Annotated in this window: 16 protein-coding genes and 1 other RNA gene; 9 read left to right on the top strand and 8 right to left on the bottom strand. The window is 47.5% G+C overall.

The genetic code is table 11. From position 1 onward, the window contains the following. Positions 1-4 precede the first annotated feature (4 nt). Positions 5-1,408, top strand: a complete 1,404-nt coding sequence (locus IEY09_RS08295) for an AAA family ATPase (RefSeq protein ID WP_188870614.1) — start codon at positions 5-7, stop codon at positions 1,406-1,408. Positions 1,409-1,456: 48 nt separating this feature from the next. After that, complete coding sequence (locus IEY09_RS08300; RefSeq protein ID WP_037424184.1) at positions 1,457-2,296, top strand: Dam family site-specific DNA-(adenine-N6)-methyltransferase; 840 nt, start codon at positions 1,457-1,459, stop codon at positions 2,294-2,296. A gap of 35 nt (positions 2,297-2,331) precedes the next feature. On the opposite strand, the gene IEY09_RS08305 is transcribed toward IEY09_RS08300, so the two are convergent. Both IEY09_RS08305 and IEY09_RS08310 read right to left on the bottom strand, forming a co-directional pair. After that, positions 2,332-2,517: a DUF2970 domain-containing protein gene (locus IEY09_RS08305; RefSeq protein WP_037424187.1), complete on the bottom strand. Its 186-nt coding sequence runs from the start codon at positions 2,515-2,517 to the stop codon at positions 2,332-2,334. After that, complete coding sequence (locus IEY09_RS08310; RefSeq protein WP_188870616.1) at positions 2,517-2,882, bottom strand: hypothetical protein; 366 nt, start codon at positions 2,880-2,882, stop codon at positions 2,517-2,519. Before IEY09_RS08310 ends, IEY09_RS08305 begins: the two co-directional genes overlap by 1 nt. Positions 2,883-3,144: 262 nt before the next feature. On the opposite strand from IEY09_RS08310, the gene rpe reads away from it, so the two are divergent. From rpe to trpS, 3 genes are read left to right on the top strand one after another with little or no spacing between them, the layout of a single operon-like run. Continuing rightward, positions 3,145-3,822 (top strand): ribulose-phosphate 3-epimerase, encoded by a 678-nt coding sequence (rpe, locus tag IEY09_RS08315; protein ID WP_188870618.1) that lies wholly within the window; start codon positions 3,145-3,147, stop codon positions 3,820-3,822. Continuing rightward, entirely contained in the window at positions 3,822-4,505 is a 684-nt protein-coding gene (locus tag IEY09_RS08320; RefSeq protein ID WP_086904102.1) for a phosphoglycolate phosphatase, read from the top strand. The genes rpe and IEY09_RS08320 overlap by 1 nt, the downstream gene beginning before the upstream one ends. A gap of 36 nt (positions 4,506-4,541) precedes the next feature. Beyond that, on the top strand, positions 4,542-5,540 hold the full coding sequence (trpS, locus tag IEY09_RS08325; RefSeq protein ID WP_069454027.1) for a tryptophan--tRNA ligase: 999 nt from the start codon (positions 4,542-4,544) through the stop codon (positions 5,538-5,540). Between the two features lie 94 nt (positions 5,541-5,634). On the opposite strand, the gene IEY09_RS08330 is transcribed toward trpS, so the two are convergent. Continuing rightward, positions 5,635-6,507 (bottom strand): LysR substrate-binding domain-containing protein, encoded by an 873-nt coding sequence (locus IEY09_RS08330; RefSeq protein WP_188870620.1) that lies wholly within the window; start codon positions 6,505-6,507, stop codon positions 5,635-5,637. A 119-nt stretch (positions 6,508-6,626) separates the two neighbouring features. Between IEY09_RS08330 and IEY09_RS08335 the strand changes: the two genes are divergently transcribed. Beyond that, positions 6,627-7,550 carry a DMT family transporter gene (locus IEY09_RS08335; protein ID WP_144376025.1) on the top strand — a complete coding sequence of 308 codons (924 nt, stop codon included), beginning with the start codon at positions 6,627-6,629 and terminating at the stop codon, positions 7,548-7,550. Between the two features lie 18 nt (positions 7,551-7,568). Here the strand turns inward: IEY09_RS08335 and dolP are convergent, their stop codons facing one another. The 4 genes from dolP to IEY09_RS08355 all read right to left on the bottom strand — a co-directional run bounded on the left by dolP (position 7,569) and on the right by IEY09_RS08355 (position 11,038). Further along, positions 7,569-8,135 carry a division/outer membrane stress-associated lipid-binding lipoprotein gene (gene dolP, locus IEY09_RS08340; protein WP_037424203.1) on the bottom strand — a complete coding sequence of 189 codons (567 nt, stop codon included), beginning with the start codon at positions 8,133-8,135 and terminating at the stop codon, positions 7,569-7,571. Next, positions 8,132-8,725 (bottom strand): phosphoheptose isomerase, encoded by a 594-nt coding sequence (locus IEY09_RS08345; protein WP_011070670.1) that lies wholly within the window; start codon positions 8,723-8,725, stop codon positions 8,132-8,134. Before IEY09_RS08345 ends, dolP begins: the two co-directional genes overlap by 4 nt. A 106-nt stretch (positions 8,726-8,831) precedes the next feature. After that, positions 8,832-9,158: a YraN family protein gene (locus tag IEY09_RS08350; RefSeq protein WP_172589146.1), complete on the bottom strand. Its 327-nt coding sequence runs from the start codon at positions 9,156-9,158 to the stop codon at positions 8,832-8,834. After that, positions 9,155-11,038, bottom strand: a complete 1,884-nt coding sequence (locus IEY09_RS08355) for a penicillin-binding protein activator (protein WP_188870622.1) — start codon at positions 11,036-11,038, stop codon at positions 9,155-9,157. Before IEY09_RS08355 ends, IEY09_RS08350 begins: the two co-directional genes overlap by 4 nt. Before the next feature lie 88 nt (positions 11,039-11,126). Here IEY09_RS08355 and rsmI point away from each other — a divergent pair, with 88 nt between their 5' ends. From rsmI to IEY09_RS08370, 3 genes are all read left to right on the top strand, one after another. Continuing rightward, on the top strand, positions 11,127-11,972 hold the full coding sequence (rsmI, locus tag IEY09_RS08360; protein WP_188870623.1) for a 16S rRNA (cytidine(1402)-2'-O)-methyltransferase: 846 nt from the start codon (positions 11,127-11,129) through the stop codon (positions 11,970-11,972). A gap of 75 nt (positions 11,973-12,047) precedes the next feature. After that, an RNA gene (rnpB, locus tag IEY09_RS08365) (RNase P RNA component class A) lies at positions 12,048-12,401 on the top strand. Between the two features lie 711 nt (positions 12,402-13,112). Continuing rightward, entirely contained in the window at positions 13,113-13,625 is a 513-nt protein-coding gene (locus IEY09_RS08370) for a DUF1993 domain-containing protein (RefSeq protein ID WP_172589147.1), read from the top strand. 37 nt (positions 13,626-13,662) lie between these two features. On the opposite strand, the gene IEY09_RS08375 is transcribed toward IEY09_RS08370, so the two are convergent. Beyond that, positions 13,663-14,979: an ATP-binding protein gene (locus tag IEY09_RS08375; RefSeq protein ID WP_188870625.1), complete on the bottom strand. Its 1,317-nt coding sequence runs from the start codon at positions 14,977-14,979 to the stop codon at positions 13,663-13,665. Between the last annotated feature and the right edge of the window lie 2 nt (positions 14,980-14,981).

Consider the following 14,981-nt stretch of genomic DNA (forward strand, 5'->3'; position numbering starts at 1 on the left):
ATGAGTGACATTTCAGGGGCAAGTCTTGCTTCCCTCACAGGAAGCCCTCATACAAAGATTGCATCATGTTGCCAGTTATAGCGACCAATTGCTGGTGCTTGTTGGCGGCCAAGGTTCGGGCAAGACAACGCTGCTCACTGCATTAGCTACCGATTTTGATGATTCAAATGCGGCGCTGGTTATCTGCCCCATGCATGCCGATAACGCTGAGATTCGCCGCAAGATTTTAGTGCAGTTGATGTCATCCCCCATTTTTGATGATGAGATCCCCCTAGCTGAAACCATTCTGCGTGTAGCTCAAAATCAAAGTAAACCGTTACATATCATCATCGATGATGCTCATTTGCTCTCAAAAGAGCTATGGGCAGAATGCATCATACTCAATCAAATTCAGTGTGCGGGACAGCGGATAGCTGTGACCTTAACGGTTCCTCCAGCATTTTTAGCCGATTTATTGCCACAATTACCCGATTCTCTCCGGCGGCAGATCCTGCCTATTAGTATTGAACCGCTAAGTTTGCCTGAGCGGGAAGCACTGTATCAAACCTTGCTGCGATACAGTGACCAAAATCCATTTACTCCAAGAGACATTGTTCGCGCACAACTTGAAAAACAAACGGGTACTCCTCAGGAAGTTGTTACCTTGCTGGAACTGGCGCTACATGGCCAGAGTGAGAAGAAGTCAGTATGGGTGCACTATAAGGTCGCAGTGCTTGGACTTTGCAGTTTGTTGATTACCTTTTTGATTTGGTTTGGATTGGCTCAACCCTTTTCCGATGAGCCCGTGCTTGACGTGGTCACTTATCCCGCATTGGATTCCGACGAGTTTTTAGCCCATGGTCAACGGATATTAACGCCCTATTTTAAACAACGTGAGGAGTCGTTAGCGCAGTCTTTATTATCGCAAGCGGCGCTGCAAGCCGATCCTTTGGCGGGATTTCATGGTGAAACTCCAGCCGAGAATGAGTCCGCCATAACACAACCGATTGATGAAGCCACAAGTAAGGCCGAAAACAATGTTGTGACTGCTAGTAACAATACATTACATGAAGATATCGCTAAGAACGATAACGTTCATCCAGCGAAGAACATCACGGCTGCATCAATAACTAATGTAAAAACTCGGCCAACGTCCGGTTATACCATCCAAATAGCTACAGTCTCCCAGCGTGACACAGTCGAGTCGCTGTTGAAAAAACTGCATTCTGTGCCGGATATTCGAGTCGCTAAATACAAACAATTTTGGGTGGTGCTGGTGGGACAGTTTAGCGACAGTCAATCGGCGCAACAGTCTGCCGCAGAATTGGTCAAACAATATCGTTTGAGTCAACCCATGATAAAAAAATGGGCTGAGCTCGGTGGTTATCAATTACAAGATGCGCTTCCAAGCGGTGAAATTTCAGAATAAACAGAGTACAATCATGGCCTTTATTTTTGTCGGCATTCATCAAGTTAAATGATCAAAAAACATAGAGCCTTCCTGAAATGGGCTGGCGGAAAATTTAAATTGGTGGATGAGCTCTCGAACTATTTACCCACGGGTGAACGTTTAGTTGAGCCCTTTGTTGGCGCAGGTTCGGTATTTTTAAATACTGACTATCCCAGCTATTTACTCTGCGATATCAATCAAGACCTGATAAATCTCTACAACATAGTCAAAGAAAGGCCCTTGGAGTACATTGCGGCTGCTAAGAAGCTATTTGTCGATGAGATGAATCAGAAAGAAGCCTACTATCGCGTGCGTACAGACTTTAATAAATCTCGCGATCCTTTCCTGCGTTCGGTTTATTTCCTGTACCTCAATCGTCATGGTTTTAATGGCTTGTGCCGTTATAACCGCAAAGGCGGCTTTAATGTACCCTTTGGCTCCTACAAGAAGCCTTATTTCCCCGAAAAGGAAATCTTGGCCTTTTCAAAGAAAGCGCAACGCGCCGAATTTAAGTGCATTGGCTATGAAAAAGCCTTTGAACAAATCCGAATTGGTGATGTGATTTATTGTGATCCACCCTATGCGCCATTATCCTCCACGGCGAGTTTTACTACCTATGTCGGTGCAGGCTTTAGCTTAGATGATCAGGCGTTGCTCGCGCGTTATTCGCGGCATATGGCTCTTGAACAGCGCATTCCTGTTGTGATTAGCAACCATGATATTCCGCTGACGCGCGAACTGTATCGCGGCGCGCATCTCGCTAAGATCCAAGTGCAACGCAACATTAGCCAAAATGGTAGTGGCCGCAATAAAGTTGACGAGTTGATTGCTTTATACGATGAGACTTACGATCCGCAGGATGACTAATTACTGATGACGGAAGGTTTGAGTTATTTGCTTATTTAGCTAACGACTTGGCTAACCAGCAAAATAAGGCTGGCAACTAAGGCTATCGCTAACACGATTCCCATCAAAATGTACGGTAATGGTGAATTGGTCTGGAAGTCTTTTTGGCGATTTTTATCTGACTGCACCCCAAAGAAGGCGGCTATCGTACTGTGAAAGACTTGCCAGATCCGGCTTAGCATCAATAGGACTGTTGTGAATTGGCAGGTTTCATGTCATCGATAGGTTTATCTTGATGGCCATGGAGCAGTTCAAGCAAGTCGACAAAATGGAACTGGCTAGAGCGATTTTTGCCAGTAAGCCAAGTCTTCCAACTCAAGGTTTGTGCTTGTTCGGCACAACGGTTATTCGGATGGCTGCTAGGTAAGCTATTGTTGTAACGAGTATCACTACTGCAAGCGCAGGAGGAGGTATCGTTTCCTGCGGTCAGTTTTTCGACACCAAAGGCTAGGGAGGCGACTACCACAGCGGTAAATGCCAACATCATCGACGACTTAAATGTCACCGAGCCTAAAATGTGTGAAAACTGTGTTAACCGCCCTTTCATGATACTTCCCTTGAAATCATTAAATGATCCACGCCAGCTGCCCGAGTATAACAAACTCGCTTAGTTTATGAACAATAATTTATCAATCTTCACTAAAATCTTTCTAACGCTTCAGCTTCTCCTAGGACTTACCGTAGGTTGTGAGTACTGCAATTGAGCTTCTATCTGGTTTCAATCGCGATAAATGTGGCATTTGCTATAGAGGCATGGTCTAGCTAAGGGTAAAATAAGGCACTTTTTGTTCAATAGCAGCGAGTGTCCTATGCGCCCATTTTTAATTGCTCCATCGATTTTATCCGCCGATTTCGCCCGTTTAGGGGATGACGTTAAAGCCGTGTTAGATGCAGGGGCTGACGTAGTGCATTTTGATGTGATGGATAACCACTATGTGCCGAACTTAACCATTGGTCCTATGGTGTGTAAAGCGTTACGCGACTATGGCATTACGGCGGAGATCGACGTGCATTTAATGGTTAAGCCTGTTGATCGTATCGTGCCTGATTTTGCTAAGGCGGGTGCGTCTATTATTACTTTCCATCCCGAAGCCTCTGAGCATATCGATCGTACTTTGCAACTGATTAAAGAATCGGGTTGTAAGGCAGGTTTAGTGTTTAACCCTGCAACACCGCTGCATTATCTTGACCATGTGATGGATAAGTTAGATGTGATCCTGCTGATGTCGGTCAACCCAGGCTTTGGTGGCCAATCCTTTATTCCTTCGACCTTAGATAAATTACGCCAAGTGCGTGAGCGTATCGATGCGAGCGGTTTTGATATTCGCTTAGAGGTTGATGGTGGCGTAAAAGTGGATAACATTGCCGAAATTGCTGCCGCAGGTGCCGATATGTTTGTCGCTGGGTCGGCTATTTTTAGTCAACCAGACTATAAAGCCGTTGTCGATGAAATGCGTGCCGAGTTAGTAAACGTTGAGGCCAAATGATGCGAGAACAGATTAAAGCGATTGCCTTTGATCTCGACGGCACACTGATTGACAGTGTGCCCGATCTTGCGGTCGCGACACAGGCGGCACTCGCCGAATTAGGTTTGGCAACGTGTACCGAGGCACAGGTGAGAACTTGGGTGGGTAATGGCGCTGAAATGCTTATGCGCCGCGCCATGAGCCACGCTTTAGGCGCAGACGTTGAGCAAACGGCATTAGATGCGGCTATGCCGATTTTTATGCATCACTATCAAGAAAATCTTGAGAAGCACAGCGCACTTTATGCCGATGTGCACCAAGTGCTACAAACTCTGTTTGACGCTGGATTTAAGCTGGCAGTGGTGACAAACAAACCCTACCGCTTTACTTTGCCGCTGCTTGAGGCCTTTAAGATTAATGACTTCTTTAGCTTAGTGCTTGGCGGCGATTCGCTGGCGAAGATGAAGCCGGATCCATTACCGCTAGAGCATTTATTAGCGCAATGGCAACTCGATAAAAGTGAGTTGTTGATGGTGGGCGATTCTAAAAATGACATTTTAGCGGCGAAAGCAGCAGGTGTTGCATCAATCGGCTTGACCTATGGCTACAACTACGGTGAAGATATTGGGCTCACTGGCCCTGACGCGGTGTGCGAGCAGTTTGCCGAGATCCTTAGCTGGCTAAATGTCGGCCAGGCAGTTTAATCGAATCTTTTTATCTTTATTTGGAGCAATGACGTAATGACCAAACCCATAGTACTCAGCGGTGCACAGCCGTCCGGCGAATTAACCATAGGTAACTACATGGGTGCATTGCGTCAATGGGTTGCCATGCAAGATAGCCACGACTGCCTTTATTGCGTGGTGGATTTGCATGCCATTACCGTGCGCCAAGACCCTCAAGCATTGCGTGAAGCCTGCTTAGATACGCTTGCACTGTATTTAGCCTGCGGCGTCGATCCAAAGAAGAGTACGGTATTTATCCAATCTCAAGTGCCGCAGCACACTCAGCTGGGTTGGGCGTTAAATTGCTACACCCAAATGGGTGAATTGAGCCGTATGACGCAGTTTAAGGATAAGTCACAAAAGCACGCCAACAATATTAACGTCGGTCTGTTTGGTTATCCTGTACTGATGGCGGCGGATATTCTGCTGTATCAAGCGAATGAAATCCCAGTTGGTCAAGATCAAAAGCAACATCTTGAGTTAACTCGTGATATCGCCACTCGCTTTAACAACGCTTACGGCGACACGTTTACTATTCCTGAGCCTTTTATTCCTGAGCATGGCGCTAAGGTGATGTCGCTACAGGACCCTCTGAAGAAGATGTCTAAGTCAGACGATAACCGTAACAACGTAATTGGTCTGCTTGAAGATCCTAAAGCGGTTATGAAAAAGCTGAAAAAAGCCATGACCGACAGTGACGAGCCGCCAGTGGTGCGTTTCGATATGGAAAACAAGCCAGGTGTATCCAACCTGCTGAGCTTAATGTCAGGTATCACGGGTCAAAGCATTGCCAGCCTCGAAGCCGAGTTTGAAGGCAAGATGTATGGCCACTTAAAAGGTGCCGCGGGTGAAGCGGTCGTGGGCATGTTAGAGCCGCTGCAAGAGCGTTACCGTGCGCTGCGTGCCGACCGTGCTTACCTTGATCAAGTGATGAGAGCGGGCGCTGAAAATGCCCAGGCTCGTGCTGAAGTGACGCTTAAAAAGGTGTACGAGAAGATTGGTTTGTTAGTGTAATTTGACCTAAAAAGCGCATTACATAACACTCGATTAAGCCGACCCATTCTTAGGTCGGCTTTTTTATGTCTGTTATTCATTGGGCTGTTAAGTGTTAGGCCTGTGATTTCAGCCAAGAGGAAAAGGCGGCAATCGCGGGTTCAGCTAGACGGCGCTGCTTACAGATAAAACTAAACTCAAAGCCCGTATGGACATCGGGTAGATTTACCGCTACCAGTCGTCCGGTGCTGATATCGCCGGCCACCATAAAATCAGGGGCGAGGGCGATACCTTGTCCGGCAATCGCCGCCTCAATTGCCATCACTATGTGGCTAAAAATATGTTGTTGCTCGTTGTTCAGGGGGATTTTATGCGCCGATGACCACTTATGCCAATCGAGTCCAAGTGGGCCTTCATCCACAATCAGTAATGCTTGTTGCTGAAAATTGCCCAAGTTAATCTCGCGCCATTTAGGATAAAGGCTAGGGCTACATACGGGGATCAGGCGTTCCTTGTGCAGTAATTGTTGCCAATAACCCCGTTGATTGAGTTTGCCTGCGATAAAGATATCGGCCGTGCTGGTGCTGAGATCGGGGTCTTGAGTGATCATCTCGAGGCGAATTTTAACGCTGGGATATTGGCGCCGAAAATCCGCTAACCTTGGGATCAACCATTTCACCGCAAATGAGCTGTATACCGCCAAACAGAGTTGTTGATTTGGGGTGTCGCGGATTTTGAGATTAAGATCGCTTAACTCATTAAAAATTCTTTCTAACTCAATAAATAAGCTCTGGCCTTTGGGCGTGAGCTGTAGTTTACGTCCCTGACGATCAAAAAGTTGTTCACCAAAGTACTCCTCCAATACACGCACTTGGTGTGAAACCGCGCTTTGGGTAATGCAAAGCTCGGCGGCAGCCTTGGAAAAATGTTGTTGCCTCGCGGCAGTTTCAAATACTTGCAGCGCACGTAAGGGTGGAAGCTTTCTCATGATTTTCAAAGTCTAAACGATTTAGTATGAATTTAATTCATCTAGCATGAGAAAGCATCATTTCAGCTTAAGTTTTGCGGGGATTATCATGCCAGCATTGAGATTTACGGATAGTTAAAATGCAGCGCCCTGTTGTTATCGGTTTGATTTTATTGATAGTGGGTAATCTATTTAGTGCTTTTTACGATGTATCGATCAAATGGTTGCCAGAAGATGCTAATGCAGCCACTTTTCTACTCGTGAGACAAATCACTTCAGTACTCATGTTAACCCCGATTTGGTTGTACTCGCAGCGACCGCAGACGGAATATATTTCGGTTCACCTTTGGCGTGCCAACATAGGCTCGGTTGGCGCGCTTTTTTTAATTATTGGTTTGATGGCATTGCCTTTAGCCACAGTCAGTTCCCTGTTTTACTCGGCCCCCCTGATGATTATTTTGATGGGATACTGGTTTTTAAAGGAGCGGATCACAACTGGGCAAGTAATATGCACAGCGTTAGGTTTTGTCGGGATCTTAATTATCCTCAGGCCGAGCGAGATGAACTGGTTTGGATTAGCGGTGTTATTTTCAGCATTTACTTTTGCTATCAATCAGTTGATGCTTAAAAAAGTGCCCAATACTGAGCACCCGGTATTAACCTTAATGCTCTATAACTTGCTGGGGATTCCTGCGACTTTAGTCATTGCGGCCTTTCAGGGGGTGGAGGGACTGAGCTGGGAATTGCTCGCGGTTGCACTACTTAGTAATGCCTTTTTACTGATTTATCATTGGTTCTGTGTACTGGCTTACCGTAAAGCGCAGGCGAGTGATATTGCGATTGCCGAATATACTGGTTTGTTATTTATCGTTTTCTTAGGCTGGCTGTTGTTTGATGAATGGCTGGATAGCTTAAGTTGGCTGGGTGCCGCTTTGATTGTGCTGCCTTCGCTGTTTTTACCTTGGATAGGAGCGTTGGTGGAGAAGTCACCCAAGATGATGGATAACATACAGGTGAAGTCTTTAGGAATTGATACCGCGGTAAAAGGCGAGCCTAAACTTTAAGTGTTTAGGCTCAATCGGTTATTCGATATATTCGAAAACCTTAACGACTTTGCGTACACCAGCAGTATGACGGGCAATGTCAACAGCAAGCTCTGCCTGTGAGCGGTGGATCAGCCCTAGCAGGAAGACTTCACCGTTTTCAGTGATCACTTTAATTCGGGTCACATCCAATTCTTTCTCGTTGAGCATACGTCCCTTCACTTTGGTTGTTACCCAAGTGTCGTTACTGCGAGTCGTGAAAGACGTTGGATTACCGATGCGGATCTGGTTGTGGATTTTACCGCCCAGCTTAAGGTCTTGTACGACCTTAACCGCTTTATCCCTCAACATCGAGTTGGGGGCTTGGCCTATCATCAGCACATTACCGTTTACCGATACACCCGTGATATTGGTTTGTTTCTTAAGATCTTCATGCTCAAGTAGCGCACTGGTGATCTTAAAATCAGTATTAGTATCATCGAGCTGCGTTTTTACCGAACGCTCATCGTTGGCCATCATGGCGCCGCTGACTGCGCCCACCATAACGGCACCGGCGCAACCTTGCAGTAGCATGCAAACCATTAACAGTGGGGCAGCATATCTCATTGCTGTTCGTCCTGTGGGAAGAGTGTGCGGTCGATATTGTCACACAGGCAATGGATCACCAGTAAGTGCACTTCTTGAATACGTGCCGTCACGTTCGAAGGAACGCGAATTTCGACGTCACCCACGCTGAGTAATCCCGCCATCGCGCCGCCGTCTTTACCGGTTAAGGCTACGATAGTCATATCGCGACTCAGTGCCGCTTCCATCGCTTTAATCACGTTACCAGAGTTACCGCTGGTGGAAATGGCTAACAGGATGTCGCCAGGCTGACCTAAGGCTAAGATTTGCTTTGAGAAAATCTCATCGTAGCTGTAATCGTTAGCAATTGCCGTGATAGTCGATGTGTCTGTCGACAGGGCAATGGCTGGCAGTGGTGGACGTTCAATCTCATAGCGGTTTAATAGCTCGGCCGAGAAGTGCTGAGCATCACCGGCACTACCACCGTTACCGCAGGCAAGAATTTTATTGCCACCCAAAAGACATTGCACCATCATCTCCGCCGCTTTGGCGATGGATTCTGGCAGTGCTTCGGCTGCATCGATTTTAGTCTGGATAGATTCAGTAAAGCTGTCTTTAATGCGTTCTAACATGGATACATCCTTTCAGGATAAAGTGTGGCTATGATGCCATATTTCCACGGTGGAGTTGAGGCATAAGCGTTAAAAATTATTCGATGAGCTGAGTCGAGAGCCTCGTTTAAAAGGCATCGACCAGCCATTGGATCTGCGTATCTTCGATGGCGACAACGTCGAATCGGCAGGGTACATCCAATTTATGGCTCTGTAAATAATGACTGGCCGCCATGCGGATCCTGCCGATTTGTGCTTTGCTAAGTGCTTGTATTGCGCCACCAAATTGATTTGCAGAGCGGTATTTTACTTCTACAAATACCCAGTGGTTTTTGTGGCGCATGATTAAGTCTATTTCACCAAAGGGATAGCGGACATTGCGCTCAACAAAGATTAAACCTTGCTGTTCAAGGTAACCTTGGGCGAGCGACTCTGCCTGCTGTCCGAGTGTCATAGTTGGCGGAAACTGCCTCTTTGATAGCGTCCCCAGCTTAATTGGCGGTTAATTACGCCATCGGGATTGACCGATAACACGCCGCTACGACCATTGAACTGGTAACCGGTAAATGAGCGCATTTGTGCGAGTTTGCTGATCAAATCCATCGCATCATAACCCATCACAAATAAGCGTTTTTGGCCGTTGTTCCAGCCGGGCCATAAGGTATTAACCATCAGGTTTTCTTCGCCATTTTGCATCAACCAAGGTGCGTCACTGAGAGTGAGGTTATTTAAATCCTGCGCAGTTTGGCTCGATTCATTATCGATACGGCTACGGCTCGAGGTGTACAACGGCACGGGCTGAGTAAAGACGCTAAAGGTGACATCGATAAAGGCCTTGAGCAGGGTTAACTCCTGCGGCGTCGAGATCATATAAATCGCATCTATATCTTGGCGCGAGCGAAAATCGGCCTGTACTGAATTGCCCAGTAGTTCCTTGATGCGCGCAATACGGGCTTGGCTATCGCGAACGCCGAGCGCATCTTGCACCGTGGTTTTCATCTTATCGCCACTGTCGTAGTAATAGACTTCGATGGGCGTATCGCTTTTCTTTTTCCAGGCTTGAATAAAGCTCTCGGCCATACGTTTGCCGATAGCATCGTTGCTGGCGAGTAGCAGTGGCATAGTTACGCCATCTTGATACATGCGTATTGCTGCATCGGCTGCTTCTTGTGCTGGTGATAATGCAAAGTAAAACTTATTAGCATCAGCGACAAACTTGTCTGTTTGATTTAAAAACAGTTGCGGGATCGGCGCGCTTGCCGCAACAGGCGCTGCTGGCGTGCCAGTGGCAGGGGTGTTAGTTGCCGCAGTACCAGTGTTTAATGCCAATAATTGATCGATTTCATTTGGCAGTAGCGGGCCAATAATAAACTCAGCACCTGCATTTACCGCTTGCTGATAGGCGGCTACTGCGTCATTGGCGGTATCGTAAAAATTCACCGAGACTTGCTCATTCGGTTTAGCTAAATAACTGGCCAAAATACCTTGGCGAATCGCATTGGCGGCACTGGCGCGCTGGCCTGTTAGCGGCAAGAGTACAGCGATATTTTTTGGGGTATAAGGTTTGGCGTTTAACGCTTGATCTAAATCCGCGGGCAACTTCGCCGCCGCAGGATGGTAAGGGTTTTGTTTTTGCCAGTCGCCTAAATAACGGACCAGTTGATTGGGATCGACCGCATAGTGCTTAGCGATATATGCCAGCTGTAACCAACCGGCAAAAACCGGGCTTTTGGCATCTTTAGTGAATTCGAGCAAGGTTTGCTCATGCATTGGCTGCAATACTTGCCAGATCTGATTATTGACTTCACTCGCCTCAGCGGGAGGCAAATAGGTGGTCAATAAGCTTAATTCGCGTACTTGATCGATAGGTTGCTTATTCAGTTGGAACAAATGTGCTCTCAATTGATGATACGCAGCCATTTGCCAGCCGGGTAATACCCAAGTGCTTGGGTAAGTTAGCGTTTTCAGTGCATCAAGCGGCGTCGATGTATGCTCCAGCACCCGCGCAGTCAGGTACTTATGCTCAGCCACTAGCGTCGGGACCTGAGTCAGGCTTGGCAGCATCGACTTGAGCAGCTTTTGCGCCGCCGCATAGTCGTTCGCATTGATATGCGCATGCGCCGCCAGCAGCAGGTAAGTATCACGTTGCTGAGGATCTTTGCTATTAGCAGCCTGTGCTAAATACACATTTGGCGCCAATGGAGCAGAGGCTAAAGAGGTGGCCACGGTGGGCGCAGTATTAGTTGAGGTGGGCGCTTGACTGCCGCAACCCGCCAACACTGCGGATAAAATGGCCACGGAAACGAACTTAGTTGTATTCAGGCTTTTTAACACTGGGCTTCACTCTGGTAAGATGCTGCCTCTAGTTTAACCTTCTCTTGCGCTTGACGAAAGTCTTGGCACTGTCATTACAGAGGTATATATGGACCAAAGCGTCGCACTCTACATCGTTCCCACTCCTATTGGTAATTTGGGGGACATGAGCCCACGTGCTATTGACGTGCTCAGCCAGGTTGCATTAATTGCCTGTGAAGACACCCGCCATAGCGGCAAGTTATTGAGTCATTTTGGCATTTCAACTAAAACCATCGCACTGCACGACCATAATGAGCGTGCTCGCGCCCAGTGGATTGTGGATCAGCTAGCCGCAGGGCAGTCGATTGCGCTAATTTCCGATGCAGGCACGCCGCTGATTTCCGACCCCGGCTATCACTTGGTCTCCCATGTGCGCCAATCTGGCTTTAAGGTGATCCCGCTGCCAGGCCCCTGTGCGGCGATTACGGCGTTAAGTGCCTCGGGTTTGCCGTCGGATCGTTTTTCTTTTGAAGGTTTTTTACCCTCGAAAGAAAAAGCTCGCGCCGACAAGTTGTTAGAACTAAAAGAAGATCCGCGCACGCTGATTTTTTATGAATCTCCCCACCGTATCGAACATAGCCTAACGACCATGGCTCAAGTGCTAGGGGACGATCGCCAAGTGGTGATGGCGCGTGAAGTGACGAAAACCTTCGAGACCTTCCTCAGCGGCCCCGTGGCTGAGGTGTTAGCCACTGTGAGTAGCGATCTTAACCAGCAAAAAGGTGAGATTGTGCTTATGGTGCATGGTCACCGTACGGCCGAGGATGATGAAGCCATTCCAACCGTTGCCATCAATACACTTAAGTTACTCTGTGAAGAATTGCCCCTTAAAAAGGCCGCCGCCATTGCCGCGCAAATTCACGGTCTTAAAAAGAATGCCCTGTACAAGTTCGGTTTAGAGTCTGATTTATAAGCAGATCTAACAGATAGACGCGCACTGGCAGGATTAACAGTGGTGCAGGTAGAAGGCTTAGGCTATAATCCGCGCCGAGTTGGCCAGACAGTCGCCGCGTTCGCAAGAACGGGGAGGAAAGTCCGGGCTTCAAAGAGCGGGGTGCCAGGTAACGCCTGGGCGGTGTGAACCGACGACAAGTGCAACAGAGAGGAGACCGCCATCATAGCCTCGGCTAAGGTGGTAAGGGTGAAAGGGTGCGGTAAGAGCGCACCGTGCGGCTAGCAATAGTCCGTAGCAAGGTAAACTCCACCCGAAGCAAGACCAAATAGGGTTCCGTATGGCGTGGCTCGCGTTGGAACCGGGTAGGTCGCTTGAGCCTGTGAGCGATTGCAGGCCTAGATGAATGACTGTCCACGACAGGACCCGGCTTATCGGCCAACTCAACCTCTTTAAAATAAAAGGCCTCGCAGCAATGCGAGGCCTTTTATTTTTCAGGCAATACGATTAATTGATGCATAAAGAAGATTGATAGTTAAGCTTCTGGATAAATGCTAAGAAATTGTTTTTATGTTATTTTCTGCGTTAGCTGTAAATAGTTATACCTTACGGCATTTCTTTGTTGATAAGACTGAATAAACGTGAATTTTCATTTGAAATGAATCAAAAATAACACCTTAACTGGTGTTATGCATTTTAGTCTAGCAATCGAGAGAGAAAAAACGGGTGGATTATGGCCCGAGATACTCGATTTTTCTGCGGATCAATAAAAGCCGTCTGTATCTAGGGCATGTTGACGTTTCAGGGTTATTTTTGCAGCAATTTGGCTGGCTTTTATGCAAGGCAAAGTCCGTGCAGTGTAGTTATTCTACATAAACGGACGATAACGCAGCAGAAACGTCAGCCAAATGCTGCCCGAAGGGTTCGCCTGGCAAGCCCTTACTCTTACTTTCTGTCATAAGAGCCGCTCGTCATTTGAGTAAACTACACATCATTCCTCGTTTCGCGAGCACGAGCTTGCCAGAACGAACAAAATTTAGTCTCGAAACGTCAACACGCCCTAGTAAGGCGGAAATTTTAACTCTGTTGAAATCATCCTTTTTGCCCCAATATAGTCTCTAGTGCTGCAATCTGGTGGCGTTTATCACAGGAGTTTATGTCATGCTTTATGATTTAACGGCTGTTCAATTTAGCAAGATGCTGAAAAACTTGAGTCTTATTCTGGAAAAGGGTGAGATTTTTGCCAACTTGAAGAAGGTGGATATGGCGGTATTATTGAATTCCCGCTTAGCACCCGATCAATTTAACCTGATCCGTCAGATCCAGATTGCCTGTGATACCGCCAAGATTGGGGTCGCGCGTCTAACGGGGAATTTAGATACCGTACCTAAGCATGATGATACTGAAACGACTCTGCCAGAGTTGCAAGCGCGTATTGCTTCTGTTATCGAGTACTTAGCCCAATTTACCGAGGCAGATTTTGCCGATGCGGCAACAATTCACGTCTCTCAACCACGTTGGGAAGGTAAGTATTTAACGGGATATGAGTTTGCGATTGAACATGCTATCCCAAACTTATATTTCCATGTGACGACGGCCTATGCGATTCTGCGCCATAACGGTGTGGATGTGGGTAAGAAAGATTATCTCGGCTCTATGCCTTATAAGTCGTAATTCCCATCGCACAGCGAGCATTTGCTTTGCTGTGCGTTTAATGCGGCTGAGGTAATGTCACGCTAACTTTTAACCCGCCAAGTGTTGAATGCGTAAAGCTAAGTTCTCCCTGATAACTCTCGACAATATCTTTGCAAATCGACAGGCCTAAACCGTGGCCTTGAACGCTCTCATCGAGCCGAATCCCTCGCTCAGTAATCACCGTTAAATCGCTATCCGATACACCTTCGCCATCGTCGCTGACCTCAATCAGATACGCTCGATTGCTGGTATTTGTCTGTTCAATACAAAGCTGTATCTGTCGACGCGCATGCTTGCAGGCGTTATCGAGCAGATTGCCAAGCAGTTCCAGTATGTCGTCCCGGTCAAAGGGAATCACCAGTGCTTTATCAAACCGATAATCAATTTTGCGCTCTGGATAAATGCGCTGCATCACTTGGATGAGTGGCGGCAGATCGTCATTGAGCACGGTGAAACGCCCCGGAGTGGAGAGCCCGACGATTTTAGTGCGCTTAAGCTCTCGCTCAATAATATGGTGCAGATCTGCGAGCACCTTGCTGCCTTCGCGCCTTTGCTCTGGCGCTAGGCTATCGAGGTAGGATTGTAGCCCTTGCAGAGGACGTTTCATTTCGTGGGCAAGATTACCCAAGGCATTGCGTGAGCGTTGTACCCTTTGGCCGAGTTGATTGATGAGGCGTTCGATTTCCTCAATCAAAGGGCTAATTTCTGTTGGCGTGTGCTGGGTATCAATTTCTTGTCCCTGGAGCCGCAGTTGCCTGATGGCATCTGGCATTTGCTCTAGCGGTTTAAAGCCCCGTTTGAGCAACAGGTGTTGGGCAAATAACAGGATCATAATGGTCAGCAGTACCACTACCGCCGCAAAGCCTAAAAAGCGTAATTGGGTTTGCTCGAGCGAGCTAATGTCTTCGGTCACCCAGAGGGTGATGGTTTGCCCATTCTTGACGATTGTCTGACTGAGCATCAGCCAGTGTTCTTGGCCAACGTATTGAGTGGCTTGTTGTTGCTCGCCAATTTTAAGATTGGGGAGTGAAACTATATGGTCAAACAGCGAGCGCGAGCGTAATAGCTGCTCACCGATGTTAATCGCAAAGTAGTGGCCCGAATTGACCCTGTGATAGACATTGGGGAGCCTGTCGGCACTCAGTGACCAAGTGCCATCGGCTTGCTGTTCGAGGGCGGAGATCAGACTATCGGCATCGTGTTGCAGGCGCGAGGCGACAAAGTCTTGGGTCAAGATTTGAATGCCTTGAAATAGCAAATACAACAATAGCGCCATGGCGCAGGTGAGGGTAATAAGCAGGTTTCTAGTGAGATAGGCTTTGAGTGAATACACGC

Origin of the sequence: Shewanella xiamenensis, assembly GCF_014647135.1 — a bacterium.
GTDB classification, from domain to species: domain Bacteria; phylum Pseudomonadota; class Gammaproteobacteria; order Enterobacterales; family Shewanellaceae; genus Shewanella; species Shewanella xiamenensis.

Coding starts and splice junctions, on each gene's coding strand:
- IEY09_RS08300 (WP_037424184.1), top strand. CDS start 1,457: ATGATCAAAAAACATAGAGCCTTCCTGAAATGGGCTGGCGGAAAATTT.
- IEY09_RS08305 (WP_037424187.1), bottom strand. CDS start 2,517: ATGCTAAGCCGGATCTGGCAAGTCTTTCACAGTACGATAGCCGCCTTC.
- IEY09_RS08310 (WP_188870616.1), bottom strand. CDS start 2,882: ATGAAAGGGCGGTTAACACAGTTTTCACACATTTTAGGCTCGGTGACA.
- rpe (WP_188870618.1), top strand. CDS start 3,145: ATGCGCCCATTTTTAATTGCTCCATCGATTTTATCCGCCGATTTCGCC.
- IEY09_RS08320 (WP_086904102.1), top strand. CDS start 3,822: ATGCGAGAACAGATTAAAGCGATTGCCTTTGATCTCGACGGCACACTG.
- trpS (WP_069454027.1), top strand. CDS start 4,542: ATGACCAAACCCATAGTACTCAGCGGTGCACAGCCGTCCGGCGAATTA.
- IEY09_RS08330 (WP_188870620.1), bottom strand. CDS start 6,507: ATGAGAAAGCTTCCACCCTTACGTGCGCTGCAAGTATTTGAAACTGCC.
- IEY09_RS08335 (WP_144376025.1), top strand. CDS start 6,627: ATGCAGCGCCCTGTTGTTATCGGTTTGATTTTATTGATAGTGGGTAAT.
- dolP (WP_037424203.1), bottom strand. CDS start 8,135: ATGAGATATGCTGCCCCACTGTTAATGGTTTGCATGCTACTGCAAGGT.
- IEY09_RS08345 (WP_011070670.1), bottom strand. CDS start 8,725: ATGTTAGAACGCATTAAAGACAGCTTTACTGAATCTATCCAGACTAAA.
- IEY09_RS08350 (WP_172589146.1), bottom strand. CDS start 9,158: ATGACACTCGGACAGCAGGCAGAGTCGCTCGCCCAAGGTTACCTTGAA.
- rsmI (WP_188870623.1), top strand. CDS start 11,127: ATGGACCAAAGCGTCGCACTCTACATCGTTCCCACTCCTATTGGTAAT.
- IEY09_RS08370 (WP_172589147.1), top strand. CDS start 13,113: ATGCTTTATGATTTAACGGCTGTTCAATTTAGCAAGATGCTGAAAAAC.